Raw genomic sequence first — 20,656 nt, 5'->3', positions numbered from 1 at the left:
CCAACAAATTATACCCCTTGGGGTATTCCGGGCAGGTGAGGATTCTCCTGCGCGAGCCGTTTAACCGCAGCGGCGCCCGATCGTGAAGACCGAGCGCCGCTACGGTAGAGCGGTATCGGGTGGCCGCTACGACTTCTGGCGTCGCGAGGCCAAGGCTGCCAGCAACCGCTCCTCGGCACCGGGGCCAGCCTTGATGCCGGACGGGAGCTTGAGCACGAACAGCATGCCCAGGATCCACCAGCCGGCCAAAATCAGCCACGACTCCGGTGCCATGAAGGCCGGCAGACCCGGCAGGTAGAGGACCAGCATGCCCGCGGTCGACACCACAGCCAGCACACCCACGATGCGTCCGGTCCACTCGTTGCCTGGGCGGCCGACGCGCATCGGACGATCCAGGCCTGGTTCACGGCGGCGCAGCACCAGGAACACGATGGCCACCATCATGTAGGTCAGCACGATGCTCGGGCCGCCGGCCTCCACCGCCCAGTCCAGCATGGCCAGTCCGAAGAACGGGGCCACGGTGGTCAGCACGCCCACGAAGAGCAGCGCGTTGACCGGGGTCGCGTTCTTCGGGTGCATCACGCCGAACCAGGCGGGGATCATGCCGGATTTCGCCATCGCCCACAGCAGGCGAGAGGCGCCGATCATGAACGCGTTCCACGTGGTCACCACACCGGCCAGACCGCCGGCGATGACGAGCTTGCCCCAGAAGGCGTGGCCGAGCATGTAGGCCAGGGCGTCGCCGGTGGCGAGGTCGAAGTTGATGATCTCGCTGGTCGGTGCCGCCAGGGAGGTGGTGGTCACGATCAACATGTAGAAGATCGTCGCCATCACCACGGAGAGCACAATCAGCTTGCCCAGTGCTCGCGGGGAGACGTTGGCTTCCTCCGCCGACTGGGGGATGACGTCGAAGCCGATGAACAGGAAGGGCACCACCACGAGCACCGCAACGATGCCCACCGAGCCGCCGGTGAAGAAGGGCTCCACGTTCTCGACCTTGCCTCCGAACACGGTGGCCACGGCCATCACCAGGGCGACGATGATCAGGAACATCACCACCGAGTTCTGGAACAGCGACGAGTTCTTTATGCCCCGGATATTCAGCCAGGTCAAGAGGACGGAGGTCACCGCGCCGATGAGCGCCCACGTGAGGAACACCGGTTCACCGGCCACCTCGTACATGGGGATCTGCTGCAGCTGCGGGAACAGGTAGGTCGCCGCGCGCGGCACCGCCACCGACTGGAACATCGAGACGGTGATGTACCCGCCGATGATGCCCCAAGAGCCAATCAGAGCCATGCGCGGCCCCATGCCACGCATCAGATAGTTGTGCTCGCCGCCGGCGAAGGGCAGGGCGGAGGCCAGCTCGCCATAGACCAACCCGACCAATGCCATGATCGCCCCGCCGATCAGGAACGCGATGATCGCGCCGCCGGCGCCGGCGTCTTCGATCCAGCCGCCGGTGAGCACGATCCAGCCGAAGCCGATCATGGAACCGAAGCCGAGGAAGAAGATTCCGGCCTTGCTGACGCTGCGCTTGAATTCACCGGCGTGGTGAGTCTGCTGCTCCATCGTCGTTGTCATGTACAGGTCCTCTCGGAGGGGCCCAGGGGTGGGCCGATCAAGATGTCAAATGGTAGTCGCTGCAAGGGCGTCGGTGATGACGGTGAGCCCTTCGCGCAGCAGCTCGTTGGAAATGGTGAGGGGAGGCAGCAAACGGATCACGTTGCCATCGGTACCGCAGGTCAGGGTGATGACGCCTTGGTCGCGAGCGGCCTGAGCCACCGCGCCGGTCAGCGCGGCGTCCGGAGCGCCGGTCGTGGGGTTGATGAGTTCAAAGGCGACCATCGCGCCGCGGCCGCGGACCTCGGCGATGCGCGCGTCATTGCGCTGCACGGAGGTCAGGTGCTCCACGATCACGTGCTCAATCTCGCGGGCGCGGCCGAGCAGGCCGTCCTCCATGATGGTCTCGATGGCGCCCAGGGCGGCAGCACAGGCCACCGGGTTGCCGCCGTAGGTCCCGCCCAGGCCGCCGGGCAGGGCCGCGTCCATGATCTCGGCGCGGCCGGTCACGGCGGAGAGCGGCATGCCGCCGGCGATGCCCTTGGCAGTGGTGATCAGATCGGGCTGGATGTCCTCGAACTCGGAGGCGAACCACTGCCCGGTGCGGGCGAAACCGGTCTGGATCTCGTCGGCGATGAACAGTACGTCATTCTCGCGGCACCAACGGGTGATCTCCGCGAGGAAGCCGGGGGCGGGCACGATGAAACCGCCCTCGCCCTGGATGGGCTCCATGATCACGGCGGCCAGGTTGTTGGCGCCGATCTGTCGGTCCAGCTGGTGAATGGCGCGGGCTGCTGCCTCGGCGCCGCTGAGGCCATCGCGCAGCGGGTAGGAACCGGCCACTCGGTAAATCTCGGGGGAGAACGGGCCAAACCCGTTCTTGTAGGGCTTGTTCTTCGCGGTCAGTGCCATGGTCAGGCTGGTGCGACCGTGGTAGGCGTGATCAAAGGCTGCGATAGCCTGCTTGCCGGTGTAGGCGCGTGCCACCTTCACGGCGTTCTCCACGGCTTCGGCGCCGGAGTTGAACAGGGCGGTGCGCTGCGGTCCGGGGACCGGGGTCAGGTCGGCCAGTTTTTCGGCCACGGCCACGTAGCCTTCGTAGGGGGTGACCATGAAGCAGGTGTGGGTGAACTGCTCGACCTGTTGCTGCACGCCGGCGACGACGCGCGGAGCGGAAGCGCCTACCGAGGTCACCGCGATGCCGGACCCCAAGTCAATCAGGCGATTTCCGTCGACATCCTCAACGATCCCGCCCTCGGCGCGCACCGCGAAGGTCGGCATGGTGGAGGCCACCCCGGCCGGGACCACCTGGCGCTGGCGCTCCAGCAGTTCCTGGGCGCGCGGGCCCGGCAGCGTGGTCAACAGGGAGCGGCTCTGGGGGAGAGCGGACGAGGGGGCGGCAACGGGCACGGTGGTACTCCTGGGTTCGAAAAGTGATCTCTCTTACCCCTGATCCTGACTAATGCCCTTGGGTACTGTCCAATGCCGATATGTGTGGCAGCGTATGCTCTACGGTTATGGATTCACGTTTGCTTCGCTCGTTCGTGGCGGTGGTCGATGAGGGCACCGTCTCCTCAGCCGCCACCGAGCTAGGAATCACCCAGCCGGCCCTGTCTCGACAGATTCGTCAGTTGGAGCGCACGTCGGGGCTGGAACTGTTCCGCCGGTCCGGTTCGAGGCTGATTCTGACCTCGGAGGGCACGGAATTTCTCAAGGCCGCCCGTGAGGTGCTGCAGAAGCTGGAGCATGCCCGCAGGGTGGCCCAGCAGTTGGTGGAGGGGCGGCTCAGCACTATCTCCATCGCCGCCCCGGAAACCACCCTGATCGACGTCGTCGCCCCGTTCGTGGCCACCTTCGATGACGACGACCCGGTGCCCTCCATCAGCGAGGTGGTCAGCGCTCCGGACCTGGACCGGCTCCTGCCGATCGTGGACCTGATCGTCAGCGCCCGCCGCCCCCGCACTGGCGTGCGCTCGGTGCCGATCGCCGCCCTGCCGGTGTGGGCCTATGTCCCGCCAGGGCACCGCTGGTCCGGGCGCAGCACGGTGGGGCTCGAGGATCTGGTGTCCGAAACCTTGCTGGTGCCCTCCACCTCGTTCCGGGCACGGAATCTGCTCGACAGTGCCCTGGAAGTGGCCGGGCTGGTGCCGCGCCGGGTAGTGGAAACCCAGCACGGTCGGGTGGCCCAGGCGCTTGCCGCCGCTGGACGCGGGGTGGCGGTGCTCTCGGATGACCCCTGGTTCGATCTGGTGCCGCTGCAGGTGCGCGCCAACGATCAAGACCTGCGGGTGGAATTGTTTGCCACCTGGCGCCACGACCATCACGCGGATGCCACCTTGCGCCAGCTCGCTGCCCGGCTCAAGGAGTTCTGTCGCGCCCACTTCGGAGAGACGCTGACCACCCCGCGGAACTGACGTCTCGGCCCAGGTCCCGGGCGGCCTCGTCTTCGCGGCCGGGTAGCAGAGAGGGAATCCGACTCATCTCTCCACCTCCTGTGTGAGATCGCGCGGCACCCGGTCGAGCAGCTCGGCGAAGTCCAGGGTGTGCAGCCCGGGCACGGGCTCTGGCCCCAGGTGCGCCTCGGCCAGTTCATCGGCCAGCAGCGCCTCGACCACCGACTCCACCGTGATCCCTTCAGCCGCATCGTCGGCCGCGCCAGCGGTGGCCGGATTCAACTCCAGTTCCAGAGCGTCGTACACGTCGGTGAGCACCGCGCGGATCGGGGCAGAATCTTCTATCACCAGCGACGACGAAAACAGCCAGGCCCCCTTCGTGACGCGTTGGGCGGTGCCGATGATCTTGATTCTGCCGTTGGACCCGGACCGTCGCGCATGCACCGAAAACTCGCCGGGGCAGTACTCACCCGGAATTTCGCCCACCCTCGCGTCGGCTCCCAGACGGCGTAACAGCGCAGCGAATCGGTCCGCATAGTGCTCGAAGCGCTCGCGGAACCCGGAGAACGAATCGTCTCCGTCAGCCACCGGGAAGCAATGATCCACCACCAAGCTGCCGCGGTGATAGGCCGCCGCCCGGCCGCCGGCCCGCCGCACCGCCGGCACAAACCCGTGCTCACGCGCCCGGCCCTGCGCCGCAGCAAAACCGGGCATCCGGGTGTCTTGCTGTCCGAAAGACACGGTGGGCTCCGGGCGGTACACCCGGATCAGCGGCGCTTCTAACACCCCCGACTGCACCGCGCGCAACAGCCGGTAGGAGTAGTCCAGATCGGCTTCCGCGCCCAGGGATTCGCCCTGATTCACCCAATTCCGCATACCTGCATCGTAGTTCTCCCGCGAACCCTCGACTCTGTCCGCGCCCGGCTGAGACACTGAAGCCATGACACAGCAGCAGCTCACCGGGTGGCGCGTGGTGCGCGGCCGCCTCGAAACCGCCATCAAAGCGCCGAGCTTCACCGAAGCAGTCGCTTTCGTGCAACGCGTGGCCGAGATCGCCGAAGAACAGAACCACCACCCCGACGTCGACCTGCGCTACAACCGGGTGCGAGTGCGGGTCTTCAGCCACGACGTCGGAGCCCTCACCGCCCGCGACACCCGATTCGCCGCCGCCGTGGACGCGGTGGTCGAAGAGGCCGGTCTGATCCGCGAACTTGAGCGCATCGGCGGCACCGTGATCACCATCGACGCTGTCGAGATCTCCGCGGTCAAGCCGTTCTGGAAAGCCATCACCGGCTACCGCGAGACCCAGGACGACTACCTCGACGACCCCTCCGGCATCCTGCCCTCACTGTGGTTCCAGCCCTCCGTGGAACCGCGCGAGCAGCGCTCCACCACCCACGTGGACGTCTACGTCGCGCACGACCAAGCCGAAGCGCGCGTTCAAGCAGCTCTCGACGCCGGCGGCCGGCTGGTCACCGACGCATACGCACCCGGCTTCTGGGTGCTGGCCGACGCCGAAGGCAACGAGGCGTGTGTCTGTACGACAGACCTCCCGGAGGCGCCGGTGGGAGACTTCCTGCTGCGCTAGTCCTCAGCCCACCAGCTCTGGCAGCCGGTGTGCTGCCGACGAGTTCGACCGATCGAGGTGGGCGGCCACGAATTCGGCCAGCTCCACGAGGCGGTTCGAATAGCCCCACTCATTGTCGTACCAGGCCACGACCTTCACCTGGTCACCGAGAATCTTCGTCAGCCCAGAATCGAAGACGCACGACGCCGGGTCCGTGACAATATCCGAGGACACCAGTGGACTGTCCGAGTAGGTGAGGATGCCCGCCCAATTCGCCTCGGCGGCGGCCTCCCGGTAGGCCGCGTTGATGTCCTCGGCGGTCACTTCACGATCCAGCGTCACGGTCAAATCGACAGCCGATCCGGTGACCACGGGGACGCGCATCGCGAAGCCATCCAGCTTGCCGTCCAACTCGGGTAGCACCCGGCCGATGGCTTTGGCGGCACCGGTGGAGGTGGGAACCACGTTCATCGCGGCGGCGCGGGCCCGGCGGAAATCCCGGTGCGGACCGTCCTGCAGATTCTGATCCGCCGTGTAGGCGTGAACGGTGGTCATCAGCCCGCCCTGGATGCCGAACGCGTCGTTGAGCACCTTGGCCAGCGGGGCCAGGCAATTGGTCGTGCATGATGCGTTGGAGATGATGTGGTGCCGGGCATCGTCGTAGTCGCCCTCGTTGATACCCATGACCACCGTGAGGTCGTCTCCCGTGGCCGGTGCCGAGATCAGCACCTTGCGAGCGCCGGCGTCGAGGTGTTTCTGAGCGCCGGCAGCATTCGTGAACAGGCCCGTGGATTCCAGGACGATGTCGACGCCGAGGTCCCGCCACGGTAGGTTCTCCGGATCGCGTTCGGCGAAGACGGCGATGCTCCGATCGTCCACCATCAGATGGCCGTCCTGGTACCGAACATCTTCGGCTAGCCGACCGGTCGTGGAATCGTGCTTCAGCAAATGCGCCAGCATCTCGGGGCTGGAGAGATCATTGATCGCCACCACCTCCAGGTCTGCGTCCTTCTGCAGGAGAACGCGGAGAAAGTTGCGGCCGATGCGGCCAAATCCGTTGATGGCAATGCGCGCGGTCATGGTGACTCCTATTGATTTAGGATCTAAATTTAAACGGTACTAGTATTATTGCCCTGCCATCGTTCACCGTCAAGAGGCACCCGATGAACTCTGAAACCACCGCACCTCACTCCCTGCGTCACGCGAACCTGACCACCGTGTTGGACGTGATGCGTGGCCGCGGGGTTTTGACAGGCACGGACCTCGTTCAGCGCACCGGTCTCACCCGCGCCACCGTCATCGCCGTCTGTGATGATTTGATCCGACGGGGATGGGTGCGCGAGCTCGAACCCGAACGAGATCCGGGCGTTCGGCGAGGTCGCCCGGCGCGGAGATTCACCGTTGATCAACACGCGGGCTGTGTGGTTGGGCTGGACCTCGGTGTCGCCACGGTCACGGCAGAAGTCGCCGACCTCAACGGCGGGGAACTGGCACGAGTGGCCCAGCGTGTTCCCGGCCGCGCCCTGGACACGACACCTGCGCAGCGCATCGAGACGATCAAGAGCACCGTCGATCAAGCCCTGCAGGAAGCGGGGGTGCAGAGTACCGCGGTGCTCGCGGTGGGGATCGGCGTGGCGACCGCGGTGGACCGGCAGGGAGATATCGCCGCCGGCTACGAGCTGGCGCCCCTGTTTGATCTCGGACTGCGGACCGAGCTCTGGGGTGACCGAGGGTGGCACGTACTGCTCGAAAATGACGCCAATCTTGCGGCGATGGCGGAACGCTGGCGGGGAGTTGCTCAGGGGATCGATGATCTGGCCGTGATGTTGGCCGGTGAGCGTCTGGGCGCCGGTGTGCTCACCTCGGGGCGGCTGCTGCATGGTCGACATGGCGGGGCTGGTGAAGTGGGGATGTTGCCCCTGGATTCGGGCGTGATCAGCGACGACGGCATCGCGCGCCTCGCCCGACAGTGGGGAAGTGCGGCCCTCGCCGAGGGGGAGCCGACGCTGATCCGCGATCTGGTGGGTCCAGACACCCACCGCGCTTCTGCTCGATTCGTCTTCGAGGCCGCCGCCCAGCACGACGAGGTGGCACTGCGGATTCTGGACCGGATTGCGCGCCGCATGGCCCGGGTGATGGCCGCGCTCGGTGCTGTCGTCGATCCCGAGCTGGTCGTGATTGCCGGCGCGGTGTCGACGTCGGCGGCCGCCCTGGTTCCGGTGATCAACGAAGAACTCGCGTCACTGTCCCCCAACCCGCCGCGGGTGGAGGTTTCGGGGTTGGGGGCTGGGGCGGTCGTCACCGGTGCCGTTCGGCTGGCCCTCGACTTCGTGGAAGAGAACATGTTGTCGCTGACGCCCGCTGCCGCGACGTCGGGGGCCTAGCTCACCGCGGCCTCGTCGAGGCGCGTCGGGGGAGCCGGTGGGGCCATGTCTGCCGCGATAAACGTCAGCGCTCGTCGGAACGCCCGGACCGCGGGTAGTTGGCTGCGCCCGGAACGCACCGCGGTGTAGAGGCGACGTTGCGGACGCCCGGGCAGCCCCATCATCCGGGTGCGGTCCACGTAGTTGGAGGCGATCAGCGCGGAAACAATGCTCACCGCGTGCCCCGACGTCGCGAGATGGGCTTGGAGAAAAGGGTCCGTCGTTTCGTATTGCACGGTGGGCTCGAAGCCGGCGTCGCGGCAGATGTTTCGTACCCAGGCACCGGTCGCCATGTTCGCCGGGTCCACCGCCCAGGAGGCCTTGGCCAGATCGGCGAGCTGTGCCGGGGTGCTCCACGGACCCTTCGGGGGCACCAGCAGCACCAGGTCGTCAAAGTAGAGGTCGGCCTGGTCGATGTTCGAGTACACCGGTTCCGGAATGCCGGGGTATTCCTCGCCCACAATCAGGTCGAACTCCCCGTTGCGCAGCCCCTCGTACGCGGTGGTGACTTCCCGCTGGATGAGCTGGATCCGCAGTTCCGGGAACTGATGCGAGAGCATGGTGAGCGCCGGTGGAGCCAGCACCGCCATCGCCGTCTGGAACGAGGCCACCCGCAGGGTGCCCGCCACCCGATCCTGGGAGGCTTCGAGTTCGGTTTCGGCTTGTTCCAGGGTGCTCAGCACCGTCTCGGTGTGGGCCGCAAGGACCAGTGCCCGGTCGGTGAGCCGCACCGTGCGCCCGACGCGTTCCAGGAGCTGTGCGCCGGTCTCTTTCTCCAACAGGGAGAGCTGCTGCGAGACCGCCGACGGCGTGTAGTTCAGCGCCTGGGCGACGGCGGCCAGAGTGCCGCGCTGATGCAGCTCGTAAAGAATCCGCAGTCGGTGCACGTTTAACATGAGCTCAGCTTAACTACATGAGTGAAAACATGTCACTAGACTTAAGTTTCTCGGCTGGTGACGATGGAACCATGACTTCGCAGCGCATCAGTTCCGGCGTGGCCCTCGTGGTGGGCTCCTGCATCTCCCTTCAGATGGGTGCGGCCGTCGCCGTGCAGCTTTTCCCCACCCTGGGCTCCTGGGGCGTGACTACCCTGCGGCTCGGTGTGGCCGGGCTGGTCGTGATCATCCTGTCCTTGGCCACCCGGGCCAAGCCGTGGACCTGGAGCGGGCGCACCTGGCTGGCGGTGGCAGTGCTCGGCGCCTCCCTGGCCGGAATGAACGGGTTCTTCTTTGCGGCGATCGAACGGATTCCGCTCTCGGTGGCGGTGGCCGTGGAGTTCACCGGACCTTTGGTTTTGGCCGCGGTGCTCTCGCGCCGGGCTCGCGACCTGGTGTGGGTGGGCTGTGCGGCACTCGGCATGGTGCTGCTCGGCGTGGAATCGTGGCTGGCGGCCGACTCGCTGGATGTGACCGGGGTGATCTTCGCGGCTGTGGCCGGCGTGTTCTGGGCGCTGTACATTCTGGCAAACGCGAAGGTGGGCTCCACGGTGCCCGGCGTCGGTGGGCTGGGGGTGGCCATGCTGATCGGCGGACTGATGCTGTTGCCGGTGGGTGCACCTGGGGCCATGCAGTTGGGCGCGCACCCGGAGCTGGTGTGGTTCGTGCTCACCGTCGTGCTGTTCTCCTCGGTGGTGCCCTACTCCCTGGAACTCTCGGCGCTGCGACGGCTGCCCGCACCGGTGTTTTCCGTGTTGCTCTCGCTGGAACCGGCGGTGGCCGCGGTGGCCGGCTGGATTCTGCTGGACCAAACCTTCGGCTGGCTGCGCGTGGTGGTGTTGCTGCTCGTGATCGCCGCCAGCGTGGGGACCACCCGTACAGCGGCCACCGTGAAGAACGAGATCATCACCGACCCCGCGCCGCAGCCGGGGCAAAGCAGCTCCGTAGAGAGTGGTGCACGCCGCGACGTCAGCCTCGCCAGCCGGTAATCAGCCGGGTCACCTCCTGAGGGTGGGTCACATGCACCCAGTGGCCGGCCTCGGGCACGCTGCGCACGACGGCGCTGGGGTGGAGCACGGTGACCGCAGCGGCATCCACGGGGCGGGTGGCCTGAAGATAGAGCACCGGAATGCCGGCGGCTGCCAGCTGGTCCCAGAGTGCCGCGGTGTCCTCGGCGAGCACATCCGGCCAAAAGCGGGTGCGCGCCTCGGTGTCGGCAGCGGCCCGCATTCGCTCCATGATCTGGTGGCGCACCTCATCGGGGGCTGCGCCAATGGATGCTGACATCGAGTCCAGAAATTCCTGGCTGCTCGGGGTGCGCGGCCCGGAACCGGTGTGGAAGCGCCGCTGTTTCGCCCGCACCAGATCCGGTTCCGCCGGCATGTTCGAGTCCAACAGCACCAGCTTCACCTCGGTTGCGGTGGAGCCGGTGCGGAGTGCGTCGCCACCGGCCAGAGTCAGCGCGGCGTGGGCCGCCACGATGCCCCCGGCGCTGTGCCCGATCAGCAGTTCCGGTGCCGAATCGCCGTCGGCGTCGTCGATGTCTATCACCAGCAGCCGGGCAGCTTCCGCCACGCTCTCGACCTCCGGCAGCGCCCAGCGGTGCGCAGCCTCTGGCCATGCTGCGGCCAGTGCGTCGAACTCCGCGATGGTGCCCGCGGTGCCGGAAATCATCCAGGTGCGCGCCGAGATGACGCTTTGTTCAGCCATGGGTTCAGCCCATCACATCCAAGGTCACGATTGCATCACGTTTCGGTTTCATTTTGAAGGAAGTCCAGGTCAGGAATCGCCCTCCATCGGCATGCGTGCGCGGCTACTCCCCAGTTACCTGAAGGTGCAATCGTTTCCACGGCGCTTTTCAAGACTCGAGGAACCTCTTACGCTGGAGTTCATGACCCGGGATGAAGTGCGCGTTCGTCGCGCCGCGAGCCTTGCTGTGGCCGGCGCTGCTAGCGTCGGCCTCCTTGGTGTACTCGCTGTCCCCGCAGCAGCTGTTACGGGCCCCGTGCATGTGCTTGACGGGGGCCCCGTGCACGTGCTTGACGGCGAGAGCCGCGCGGCCGCTATCAATGATGTGTGCGCCCCGGAAGCCAGCACCGGCGCAGGTAGTGTGAGCGCCCCGGCCCCCGGATCCCTGCGGGTGGCCACCTTCCACTCCGGTCTCAGCCGGGATACCGCCGGGGATCTGATTCGCGATCTCTCCGCCCCCGGTGACGCTCAGGGCTCCGCCATTGCCGAGACCGTGCAACGCGCCGCCCCCGAGGTCCTCGTGCTCTCCGGGTTCGACGTCGACGACCATAACGAAGCGGCCACGCTCTTCGCCACCAACTATCTGGCGGTCGGCCAGCAGGGCCAGCAGGGTATCGACTACCCCTACATCTATTCCGGTCCCGTGAACGCTGGCATTGAATCTGGCGCCGATCTGGACGACGACGGCGTCATCGGCGGCCCCGGTGACGCTCTGGGTTACGGCGATTTCCCGGGCCAATCCGGCATGGTGATCTTCTCCACCGAGCCGATCGACACCGACAACATCCGCACTTTCCAGGATCTGCGCTGGGAGCAGGTCACCGAATCTCACCTGCCCGCCGACAAGTTCACCAGCCTCGAACAGTCCATCCTGCCGCTGTCGTCGGTGGGTCACTGGGATGTGCCGATCACCGTGGGCGACCGCACCGTGCACGTGCTCGCCTCGGCGCCGGCAGACGCCTCGCGCGGGACGGTCGATCAGGCCCGCAACGCGGATGAAATTGGCTTCTGGTCCGACTACGTCACCGAGGACCAGGACGACTACATCGTCGACGACGCCGGTGCCGCCGGTGGCCTGTCCACCGATGACCACTTCGTGGTGGCCGGCACCCTCGGCGCCGACCCGGATGGCTGCACCGCGGCCGACCCGGCCGGGATCAACGAGCTGCTCGACACCGAGCGGATCACCGACCTGGCCCCCGAGGTCGAACCCGGTACCGGCTCCACCCGCACCACCGAATCCGACGACCGCATGGCCCGCGCCGATTACGTCCTGCCCTCAGACACCCTGGACGTCCGCGGCTCCGGCGTCTTCTGGCCCGGCGTCGGCGAAGACGGCTCCCACCTCACCGGTTCACCCCAGGGTTCCGACGGGTTGATTGCGAAAATGACCCAGCGCTCCGCCCCCACCGATCACCGCCTGGTGTGGGCCGATATCGTCCCGGCCCCGTAACGCACCTATGACGCAGCTGTTGTTCTCCGCTGACCCCGATCAGCGTGATGACACCCACCTCGTTCTCGTCCTGCATGGCTACGGCTCCAACGAACGCCGCATCGCCGACCAGTGCTTCTCCATGTTGCCTGAGGGCACCACCGGACTCGCCATCCGTGGCGGCTTCCCGATGGGTGACGACGAATGGGGCTGGTTCCTGCTCGACTACTTCCTCGCCAACGACTTCGCCGAAGTGATCGCCGCCGCCCACCGCGTCTTCGATGTGTTGGACTCCGAGGAGGTCACCGCCCACCGCTACCGCAGCGTCTCCTTGCTGGGCCACTCCCAGGGCATGGCCATGGCCACCACCTTGGCCCGGGTGCGCCCCGAAGCGTTCCGTTGCGTGGTTGGACTCTCCGGATTCGTGCTCTCGAACCCCCTGCTGGCCAGCCTCGACGGCACCGAAGACATCCGCCACCCCTACTTCTGGGGTCGCGACGTCGACGACCTGGTGATCAACCCCGACGCCATCACCTTCACCACAGGTTGGCTGGACCAATGGACCCGGCTCACCGCCCGCACCTACCCCGGAATGGGGCACACCATCGGTGAAGAGATGGGGCGGGACGTGAATATTTTCCTGCGCCACCATCTGCTTACACTGGAATCATGAAGTCACTAGACCCTCGACGCCTGGCCGGATCGACCGCAATGAAAGCGGGACTGGACCAGGCGGTGAAACGCGCGGTCGACGACGACGGTAATCCCACCCCGACCTTCCAGAAGGCGGTCCTCTCGGCGCTGTCCGTGCAACGCGGCACCGTGTTAGCCAACCTGCAGCGCATGCGCCGTCGCCACCCCGAGGACAGCCCCGCGGAGATCGCCGACCGGCTCACCAAGCAGTACCTGAACCTGGTTTCCGGGGTGGGCGCGGCCGCCGGTGGCACCGCCGTCGTGCCCGGTGTGGGCACCGTAGCCGCCGTCGGGCTCTCCCTGGGTGCGGCCGTCGGATTCCTGGAAGTCACCGCCCTCTACGCCCAGTCCATCGCCGAACTGCACGGGATTCCCACCCGCAACGACGAACGTGGCCAGGCACTGGTGATGATGGTGATGCTCGGCAAGGACGGGCGTAAGATTCTCAAAGACGCCACCTCCGGCTCTGGCACACTCGGTGGTTCCTCCTGGCTGGTCACCGGCATGTCGGGGATGTCCGAGCGACTCTTCAATCGGATCTCCCAGATGTTCATGAAGCGCCTGGTGGTAAAGCAAGGCGCCCACCTGATGGGGCGGCTCGTGCCCTTCGGTATTGGTGCGGCCATCGGCGGCTTCGGCAACCGGGCCCTGGGACGCTCTGTGGTGACCTCTGCGCAGAACCTCTTCGGAGCGCTGCCCCAGGAGTTCCCGGATTGGCCTGAGGCACAGAAAAAGCTCAGTCGCGCCGAAAAGCGCGCCCTGGACGCCGCGGCGGAAGAACAGCCCGCCGCCCCGGAGTCTACAGAAGCTACGCAGGAGTAGGTCAACTGCCGTTCATGTCGACGTCGTCGTGAGGCCATCGGGCCTGGCTAGGGTGTCGACTTGTGAGAGTCTTCGCCCATCGAGGGGCCAGCGCCGCCTACGCCGAGCACACCCGTGCGGCGTTCTCGCACGCGCTCTCCGTGGGAGTCGACGGCGTCGAAACGGACGTGCACCTCTCCGCCGACGGTCACCTGGTGTGCTGGCACGATGCCACCCTGGATCGCACCTCCTCCGGCCGCGGTCCCGTGCGGGCCCACCGCCTTTCCGAACTACGCGCCCTTGACGTGCACACCTGGAAGAATCCGAGTCTGCCCGCCGGCTACGGCCGGCCCCAAGAACAGCTCGTCACCCTGGATGAACTTACTGCCATGATGATCGACTCTGGCCGCACCGTCGAGCTCGCCGTCGAAATGAAGCACGCCAGCTCGATGAGCGGCGCCCTGGAAGACGCTGTGCTGGAATGGCTACGCCGCTGGGGGTGGGACGCTCGCACCTGCCTGCTGGCACCGGAGGGGAAGCGCTCCCGGGTGAGTGTGTCCGTGATGAGCTTCTCCCGCGACTCGCTGCGCCGGGTGGCCTCGCTGGTGCCCGCCTCGATGCTGTGCCCGCTGTTCGAGGCGGACGACCGCGACGCCGTCCAGATCGGCACCTCCACCCGCGGGGGAGCGGCGGGGCTGCTCGGCCCCTCCGTGCAGTGGCTGTTCCACCACGGTTCCGTGCTGCGCTCCTGGACCCAGGCCGGGCGCATCGTGCGGATGTGGACGGTGCTCACCGACGACGAGCTGAACCAAGCTCGCACCCTGGGTGTTCAGCAGGTCACCGTCAACGATCCAGAGTGGGCGCTGCAGCGGCTGAGCTGATCACCTCCCGCGACGCCGCCACGCACCGTGCCAGGTGGGCCTCCAAGCCCTCGGCCTCAATGAACCGCGCATCCGGAACCTCCACGCTTACCGGCGCCTCCGGGAAGAGTCGCAGCACCTCCGCCAACGGGAACTCGCCACTTCCGGGAACCAACCGATGTGCCCGCGCCTCGAATTGCCGCGGCGAACCGCCCACCGACTGGCCCAGAGCCAGGGTCGCACCCTCATCGATCAGGCTGGGTTCTGCCCACAGTCCGTCGCAGAGCTGTACCACACTGATGAACTCCGCCGGAATCTCGGCCAGCTGCGCCAGCGTCGTCCCCGAACGGAACACATGCAGGGTGTCCAGCATGATCCCCGCACCGGTCTCGCGGGCGATCCGGTGCGCCGTGCCGAAAGACGCGAGCGGTTGGTACGAAATCGGCTCCATGCTGGGCCGGATTCCGTACTCCCGCGCCGTTGTCACCAGGTCTCCGAGCTTGTCCCGGAAGCGATTCAGGTCGGGGTCGACGCCGACCACGTTCAGCACGCTCGCCCCCAGTTGGGCGCCGGTCTCCAACACCGGTATCCAGTCCTCGGGGCCGATTGGCTCAGCTAGGCCGAAGACCTCCAGGTCGAGCGCCCGCACGCCGGTCCGCGCGATCGCGTCCTGAGTCGCTCGAACCATGGGCGAGCCGGGGTGCATCGGGTACCGGGTCTCGGTCGGTGTTGCCGGATGAACGCGCGTCCCCACAGCGTCGAGACCGTGGCGCGCTGCGGCATCCACGAGATCGGGCGGGCTCAGCGCCAGGGCGGTGAGATGAGCGGTGGCAAGCAGGCGGGTCATGCGGCCTCTATCTCGGTTAGACGCTCCAAGCACATCGAGTATCCGCGCCAGCCCAAACCGCACACGTAGATATCAGCTTTCTCGCGGAAAATATCGAGAGCATCCATGCCGTAGTGCTTGAAATGCTGGGTGATATGCACGATGGCGAAGGGAATCCCCAGGTCGTCCACCGCGTCCAGCAATGACCGCCCGTAGGGGGTTAACCCTGCCGGGTTCAGAATGAGTGCGTCCAGCTCATCGGCATGCTCGTGCAACCAGTCGACCAGGAACCCCTCGTGGTTCGACTGAAAATGATCGACGGTTACTCCGAGCCGCGTCGCGGTGGTCTCTAGGTCGTCGATGATCTCTGCCAAGGTATGCGTGCCGTACTGCGCCTTGCGTCGACCCAGACGGTTGATGTTGGGTCCGTTAAGGACTCCGATGTGCATGCGGTGCTCCTCGTTTTCTCTCGTCGTTGGCTGGGGCATTACTCGGCTGAATCGCGGATAGACTGGTAGAACTCGAGGTCCTCACCGGTGTAGTGATTCTCGAAGTAGTCCTGGGCTTTGTCGATGAAGGCCTGTCGGTCGACTTCGTCCTCTTCAATGACGGTGAGCTGGCCGGAATCGCGCCACTCCTGCAGCACTTCCTCGGTCTCTTCTTCTACGCACTGACGATTCTCGTCGCGGATCTCGTGAACCGTGGTGAAAACCGCCTCTCGCTGTTCATCTGAGAGTTGCTCGAGGGTCTGATTGGACAAGGTGACCCAGTGAATCGAGACTTGGTGGTTGTTCAGGGAAACGTAGTCCTGGACTTCATCGTAGGAACCGGTAGCGGTTCCTACGACTGGGTTTTCTTGGCCGTCGGCGATCCCTTGTTGCAGGGCGACATAGACCTCTTCATAGGCGACCGCCACGGACTGGGCTCCCATGGCCTCGGCGTTGGCCAGGTACTGCGGGGTGTCCGGGAAGCGAATCAGCTGACCCTGCAGATCATCGGGGGTGCGGATCGGCTCGTTGGACGAGAAGGTGCGGGAACCGTAGTACCAGCCGTCGATGATGGTCATGTCCGTGGCGTCGGAGAAGTCTTGGCGGAATTCCTCGGAGTGCTCATCGATCCAGTTGAAGGCGTGGTCGACGTCGTCGAAAACGTACGCGGCGCCAAGAATGCCGAGTTTCGGGTACACCGTGGTCATGCCGGCTTCTTGCAGATCCAGATCGATATCGCCGGATTGGATCTGGGAGACACGTTCAGCATCCGGTCCGAGCTGGCTTGAGGGGAACAGATCCACTGTGATTCCGAGGTCCTGCTCTTCAATGCGTTCCTTGAAGAGCTCCATGCCGCAGTAGTAGTTGGGCTGGTCCGGCGATTGTGACGATGCGAACTGCAAGGTGATGTCGCCACCGGCTTCACCGCCGCCGGAATCCCCGCAGGCAGTCAATCCCATGCCGAGGGCGGCGGTTGCCGTGAGAGCGAGCGTGGTGCGAGTCGTGCGAGTGGTGCGTTCAGACATGATGTCCTCCAGGATGTGTTCGGGTGAAAGGGAATGATGGGAGTGAAAAGGCATGAAGTAGTGCTCGAATGCTGCGTCGTATCGACATCGCCGCAGCGGCTCAGAATCCGAGAAGATTCGGCAGGAACATCACGAGTCCGGGGAAACACGTGATGAGAATCAGCACGGCGAGCATAGGAATCAGGAAGGGCACCACGCCTTTGAAGACCTCTTCGACCGGCCGGCCGGTGATGGAGCTCAGGATGTACAGCACCGAGCCGACGGGTGGTGTCAGGAGCCCGATCATGAGGTTGACGATCATGATCACGCCGAAATGCACTGGGTCGATTCCGTAGCTCACCGCCAGCGGCAGCAGCACGGGCACCGTCACCAAGATCACGGCCGTGGCATCGATGAGCATGCCGAGCACGATCAGCAGCACGTTGATCAGGATCAGGAACATGATCGGGTTGGAGGTGAAATCGGTCATCCACTCGGCCAGCGTGCCGGCCACGCGCTCGCGGGCCAGGATCTGGCCGAGCATTCCCGCCGCGCCGATGATGATCATGATGCCGCCGGCGAGGAACACCGTTTCTCGGACGGCCTCCCAGAGCACCTTCAGTGTCAGGGTCCGGTACACCGCACCGAGTAACAGCATGTAGACGGCGGCGATACCGGCTGCCTCGGTCGGAGTGAAGTACCCGCCCATGATGCCGCCGAGGATGATAATCGGCGCCCCCAACGGTCCGATGACCTTCAGCGTCGCGCGGCCGAAACGGGCAGGATCGAAGGGCTGGCCCTCGAACCCCGGGTGACGCATCACCCAGATCGCGATGTAGATGCACAGCCCCAAGGCCATGAGCAGTGCGGGGATCACCGAGGCCGCGAACAAGGCGCCCGTGGAGATCGTTGCCGTCGCCGCGAAAATCACGGCGGGAATGCTGGGAGGCATCACCGGGCTGATCAAAGTGGATGACGCCGTGAGGCCGGTGGCGAAGCGGAAAGGATAGCCGTGGCGGACCATGGCAGGGACCTGCACTTTGCCCAGACCTGCGGCATCGGCCAGTGCCGAGCCAGACATCCACGCGAAACCGACTGAGGTTCCGACATTCACATAGGCCAGATTTCCCGGGACCCTGGATAGACCCGCCAAGCAGAATTCGAAGAGTCGCTCGGCAATACCGACACGGTTGGCGATTACGCCGACGAAAATGAACAGGGGCACGGCGAGGAGCGGGAAAGAATTGACGGAGTCAAAGACCGCTTTCAGTGCGAGCCCGGTGGATGCATCTTTGACGAGGAAGTAGACGAGCGAAGGGCCCATGATGGCGAAGGCCACGGGAACCCGAGCGAACAGCAGGGCAAGAATCGCCAGAGCGAGCAGCAACAGTGTCATGAGATCTCCTCTTCCAGGACGAGCCGATCTGGTTCTGGCTCACGAGCGCGCACCATTTTCACCACGGCCATCAAGGTGCCGGAGACAAAGCCGACCAGTGGCAGCAGGAAGAGGTACCCAAACGGGATCTGCAGCACTGCAGTGGAACGGCGGAAACCGTCGCTGAACAGGGCCCATGCCTCCCACGTCAGCCACAGACAGATGATCGCTAGAAGTCCGGAGGAGATAAACCGGACGGTGGCGGCCCAGCGGGGTCCAACGATGTTGTCGATAACGGCGACGGTGATCTGGCCGTTCTTCGCAATCAGGTATCCCACCATGATGAAGGTGATGCCCATGAGGGAGTAGCGGGCAATTTCGCCGGCGCCTGGCCAATTCATAGCGGGAAAGTATCGGCCCAGTACCTGCCAGATGACTCCGATGAATAAGACGAGGAACAGCAATGCGGCCAGAGTGATCTCGACGGTGGATGCGATGCGCATGAATCGTGGCTCCGGTCGTGGGTCGGGGGATGCTTCGGCATCTGGTGCTTCCAAGGTCACGAACGGGCCTCCTCTCTACAGAAGGAAAGAAATGAGGTTGATGTGGAACTCGATTCCGGAACTGTGTTCCAGTGACGTGTAGACTAGCACAACAATGTCCCAAAGTGAGAGGTACATCACCATGGAGATCAGGAGAAACGATGACCGCTGAACCGACACGACCGCTGCGACTGGCTCTATTCGGGGCCGGAATGATCGGGCGCGAGCATCTGAAATACGCACGCGCCGAGAGTCGCGTCGACATGGTGGCACTAGCCGACCCCACGGACGCCGCCGAGCAGCTGGCGCGCGAGAACGGCCTGGCCTGGTACGCCGACTACCACGATCTGCTAGAGTGGGAAGAGATCGATGCGGTGATCATCGCTCTGCCCAACGTGCTGCACGCGCCGGCCGCGATCGCCGTGATGGAGCACGGTCACGCCGTGCTGCTGGAAAAGCCGATTGCCGATACCGTCGAGGCTGCGCGCGAGATTGTGGCGGCTCAGCAGCGCACCGGGGTGCCGCTGCTGGTGGGTCATCAGCGTCGTCACGCTCCCGACATCGTGGCGGCAAAGAAACTGATCGACGACGGGGGACTGGGTGACATTGTTTCGGTCGGGTTGCTCTCTACCTGGCGGAAGAACGACGCCTACTACGAGGCCACCTGGCGGGTTCAGCCCGGCGCTGGGCCGATCCTCATCAACCTCATCCATGACCTGGACGCGCTGCGTTACCTGGTGGGCGACGTGACCGAGGTAGTGGCGCTGGGCAGCAGTGCGCAGCGAGGTCACCCGGTGGCCGATACGGCCGGTGCGGTGCTGCGATTCGAACAGGGGGCGCTGGGTTCGGTGTCCCTCTCGGATGCCGCCGTATCGCCCTGGAACTGGGACCTGACCTCCGGTTATGGCGCTTATTTCCCGACACCCCCGGACGAGGACGCCTACTTCCTGTCCGGCACCAAGGCGGCCCTGGCGCTACCCTCGCTGACTCTATACCGCTATGACCAGGTGGACGAGAACGGCAACCCTGCCGAAGGCCACTGGCAGGTGCCGCTGACCCGTGAGGTGGTGGAGCGCGACGATCATAACGCCTACGTGCGCCAGCTGGACCACTTCATCGCGGTCGCCCGCGGGGAAGTCCAGCCTGTCGTCTCCGCAGATGATGCCTACCGTTCGCTGGTCACCACCGTTGCGGTGGATACCGCCCAGTCCGAAAAGCGTGTGATTGAGGTGCGCCCGTGACCGCGGTGCCGTCGCAGGGTCTGGATGTGTCTTCTTGTTGGCCGGGTCGTTATCGCGGCCGGGTGGTGCTCGTGACCGGAGCCGCAGGAGGACTCGGCAGCGCTGCTGTGGAACGATTGCGTGCGGAAAACGCCGTCGTCGTCGCCACCGATCGGGTGGGTGCGGACCAGGAACTCGACGTCACCTCCGAGGAGCAGTGGGAGCAGGTCTGTGCGCAGGTCTTGGCCGAGCACGGCCGGATCGACGGGCTGTTGCTGGCTCATGGTGCGCAGGGCCCCGAAGTTCCGGTGGAAGAGGTCGACCCGGCGGACTGGCGGCGTACTCTCAGTATCAACCTGGATTCGTGCTTCCTCGGATTGCGCGCTGTGCTGCCGAGTATGAAGCGCGCTGGCTACGGGCGAGTTGTGGCGCTCTCGTCGATTTCGGGGCGCGAGGGGAATGCCTCCATGACCGCGTATTCCACTTCGAAGGCCGGCGTGATCGCCCTGGTGAAAGCCGCCGCGAAGGAATCGGCGGCACAGGGGGTGTGTATTAACGCGGTGGCTCCCTCAATGTTCCAGACGCCACTGTTGCAGCATCTCTCTGCCGAACGGAACGCCGAGCTTCTCTCGCGGGTGCCGGCTGGGCGGATCGGTCAACCCGCCGAGTTTGCCGCACTCGCTGCGTGGTTGCTCTCCGAGGAATGCAGTTACACCACCGGTCAGGTGCTGGATCTATCCGGCGGCCGGTACTCAGGCTCGTAAATTTTCGCGAGCCGGAGCTGC

The 20,656-nt window shown here is 65.4% G+C and carries 21 protein-coding genes; 10 read left to right on the top strand and 11 right to left on the bottom strand.

Annotation, left to right across the window (positions count from 1 at the left end):
• Positions 1–126: 126 nt before the first annotated feature.
• Positions 127–1,584 carry an APC family permease gene (locus tag O1A05_RS02590; RefSeq protein ID WP_270106535.1) on the bottom strand — a complete coding sequence of 486 codons (1,458 nt, stop codon included), beginning with the start codon at positions 1,582–1,584 and terminating at the stop codon, positions 127–129.
• A 45-nt stretch (positions 1,585–1,629) separates the two neighbouring features.
• The gene (gene gabT / locus O1A05_RS02585; protein WP_270106534.1) at positions 1,630–2,973 is read right to left on the bottom strand and encodes a 4-aminobutyrate--2-oxoglutarate transaminase; all 1,344 of its coding nucleotides are present in this window, start codon (positions 2,971–2,973) and stop codon (positions 1,630–1,632) included.
• A gap of 119 nt (positions 2,974–3,092) precedes the next feature.
• Here gabT and O1A05_RS02580 point away from each other — a divergent pair, with 119 nt between their 5' ends.
• Entirely contained in the window at positions 3,093–3,977 is an 885-nt protein-coding gene (locus O1A05_RS02580) for a LysR family transcriptional regulator (protein WP_270106533.1), read from the top strand.
• A 63-nt stretch (positions 3,978–4,040) separates the two neighbouring features.
• On the opposite strand, the gene O1A05_RS02575 is transcribed toward O1A05_RS02580, so the two are convergent.
• Complete coding sequence (locus O1A05_RS02575) at positions 4,041–4,832, bottom strand: lipoate--protein ligase family protein (RefSeq protein ID WP_270106532.1); 792 nt, start codon at positions 4,830–4,832, stop codon at positions 4,041–4,043.
• 64 nt (positions 4,833–4,896) lie between these two features.
• Here O1A05_RS02575 and O1A05_RS02570 point away from each other — a divergent pair, with 64 nt between their 5' ends.
• Positions 4,897–5,544 (top strand): 4a-hydroxytetrahydrobiopterin dehydratase, encoded by a 648-nt coding sequence (locus O1A05_RS02570; protein ID WP_270106531.1) that lies wholly within the window; start codon positions 4,897–4,899, stop codon positions 5,542–5,544.
• A gap of 3 nt (positions 5,545–5,547) precedes the next feature.
• Here the strand turns inward: O1A05_RS02570 and gap are convergent, their stop codons facing one another.
• Positions 5,548–6,603 (bottom strand): type I glyceraldehyde-3-phosphate dehydrogenase, encoded by a 1,056-nt coding sequence (gene gap / locus O1A05_RS02565; RefSeq protein WP_270106530.1) that lies wholly within the window; start codon positions 6,601–6,603, stop codon positions 5,548–5,550.
• An 83-nt stretch (positions 6,604–6,686) separates the two neighbouring features.
• Here gap and O1A05_RS02560 point away from each other — a divergent pair, with 83 nt between their 5' ends.
• A complete protein-coding gene (locus O1A05_RS02560) occupies positions 6,687–7,907 on the top strand; it encodes an ROK family protein (RefSeq protein ID WP_270106529.1) in 1,221 nt (406 codons plus the stop codon).
• Here O1A05_RS02560 and O1A05_RS02555 read toward each other — a convergent pair.
• Positions 7,904–8,842, bottom strand: coding sequence for a LysR family transcriptional regulator (locus O1A05_RS02555; RefSeq protein WP_270106528.1), 939 nt, complete (start codon positions 8,840–8,842; stop codon positions 7,904–7,906). The genes O1A05_RS02560 and O1A05_RS02555 overlap by 4 nt on opposite strands.
• 71 nt (positions 8,843–8,913) lie before the next feature.
• Here O1A05_RS02555 and O1A05_RS02550 point away from each other — a divergent pair, with 71 nt between their 5' ends.
• Entirely contained in the window at positions 8,914–9,870 is a 957-nt protein-coding gene (locus O1A05_RS02550) for an EamA family transporter (protein WP_270106527.1), read from the top strand.
• Here O1A05_RS02550 and O1A05_RS02545 read toward each other — a convergent pair.
• The gene (locus O1A05_RS02545) at positions 9,851–10,591 is read right to left on the bottom strand and encodes an alpha/beta fold hydrolase (protein ID WP_270106526.1); all 741 of its coding nucleotides are present in this window, start codon (positions 10,589–10,591) and stop codon (positions 9,851–9,853) included. The two genes, O1A05_RS02550 and O1A05_RS02545, sit on opposite strands and share 20 nt — an antisense overlap.
• A 181-nt stretch (positions 10,592–10,772) precedes the next feature.
• On the opposite strand from O1A05_RS02545, the gene O1A05_RS02540 reads away from it, so the two are divergent.
• The 4 genes from O1A05_RS02540 (at position 10,773) to O1A05_RS02525 (ending at position 14,437) form a co-directional block, all read left to right on the top strand.
• The gene (locus O1A05_RS02540; RefSeq protein WP_270106525.1) at positions 10,773–12,083 is read left to right on the top strand and encodes an endonuclease/exonuclease/phosphatase family protein; all 1,311 of its coding nucleotides are present in this window, start codon (positions 10,773–10,775) and stop codon (positions 12,081–12,083) included.
• A 7-nt stretch (positions 12,084–12,090) separates the two neighbouring features.
• The gene (locus tag O1A05_RS02535; RefSeq protein ID WP_270106524.1) at positions 12,091–12,735 is read left to right on the top strand and encodes an alpha/beta hydrolase; all 645 of its coding nucleotides are present in this window, start codon (positions 12,091–12,093) and stop codon (positions 12,733–12,735) included.
• Entirely contained in the window at positions 12,732–13,577 is an 846-nt protein-coding gene (locus O1A05_RS02530; protein WP_270106523.1) for a hypothetical protein, read from the top strand. The genes O1A05_RS02535 and O1A05_RS02530 overlap by 4 nt, the downstream gene beginning before the upstream one ends.
• A 62-nt stretch (positions 13,578–13,639) precedes the next feature.
• Positions 13,640–14,437 (top strand): glycerophosphodiester phosphodiesterase, encoded by a 798-nt coding sequence (locus O1A05_RS02525; RefSeq protein WP_270106522.1) that lies wholly within the window; start codon positions 13,640–13,642, stop codon positions 14,435–14,437.
• Here the strand turns inward: O1A05_RS02525 and O1A05_RS02520 are convergent.
• From O1A05_RS02520 to O1A05_RS02500, 5 genes are all read right to left on the bottom strand, one after another.
• Positions 14,400–15,263 carry a sugar phosphate isomerase/epimerase family protein gene (locus O1A05_RS02520; protein WP_270106521.1) on the bottom strand — a complete coding sequence of 288 codons (864 nt, stop codon included), beginning with the start codon at positions 15,261–15,263 and terminating at the stop codon, positions 14,400–14,402. The two genes, O1A05_RS02525 and O1A05_RS02520, sit on opposite strands and share 38 nt — an antisense overlap.
• Positions 15,260–15,691, bottom strand: a complete 432-nt coding sequence (locus O1A05_RS02515; RefSeq protein ID WP_270106520.1) for a type II 3-dehydroquinate dehydratase — start codon at positions 15,689–15,691, stop codon at positions 15,260–15,262. Before O1A05_RS02515 ends, O1A05_RS02520 begins: the two co-directional genes overlap by 4 nt.
• Positions 15,692–15,729: 38 nt before the next feature.
• The gene (dctP, locus tag O1A05_RS02510; protein ID WP_270106519.1) at positions 15,730–16,755 is read right to left on the bottom strand and encodes a TRAP transporter substrate-binding protein DctP; all 1,026 of its coding nucleotides are present in this window, start codon (positions 16,753–16,755) and stop codon (positions 15,730–15,732) included.
• A gap of 100 nt (positions 16,756–16,855) precedes the next feature.
• Complete coding sequence (locus O1A05_RS02505; protein ID WP_270106518.1) at positions 16,856–18,130, bottom strand: TRAP transporter large permease; 1,275 nt, start codon at positions 18,128–18,130, stop codon at positions 16,856–16,858.
• Positions 18,127–18,672: a TRAP transporter small permease gene (locus O1A05_RS02500; RefSeq protein WP_270106517.1), complete on the bottom strand. Its 546-nt coding sequence runs from the start codon at positions 18,670–18,672 to the stop codon at positions 18,127–18,129. The genes O1A05_RS02505 and O1A05_RS02500 overlap by 4 nt, the downstream gene beginning before the upstream one ends.
• A gap of 140 nt (positions 18,673–18,812) precedes the next feature.
• Between O1A05_RS02500 and O1A05_RS02495 the strand changes: the two genes are divergently transcribed.
• Together O1A05_RS02495 and O1A05_RS02490 are read left to right on the top strand one after the other, a co-directional pair.
• Positions 18,813–19,892 carry a Gfo/Idh/MocA family oxidoreductase gene (locus O1A05_RS02495; RefSeq protein ID WP_270106516.1) on the top strand — a complete coding sequence of 360 codons (1,080 nt, stop codon included), beginning with the start codon at positions 18,813–18,815 and terminating at the stop codon, positions 19,890–19,892.
• Positions 19,889–20,635 (top strand): SDR family NAD(P)-dependent oxidoreductase, encoded by a 747-nt coding sequence (locus O1A05_RS02490; RefSeq protein WP_270106515.1) that lies wholly within the window; start codon positions 19,889–19,891, stop codon positions 20,633–20,635. The genes O1A05_RS02495 and O1A05_RS02490 overlap by 4 nt, the downstream gene beginning before the upstream one ends.
• Positions 20,636–20,656: the final 21 nt, after the last annotated feature.

The sequence above is a fragment of the Citricoccus sp. NR2 genome (assembly GCF_027594385.1).
Classification (GTDB): domain Bacteria; phylum Actinomycetota; class Actinomycetes; order Actinomycetales; family Micrococcaceae; genus CmP2.
Note: the sequence above shows the minus strand (reverse complement) of the source record. Positions and strands in the feature narration are given on the sequence as shown.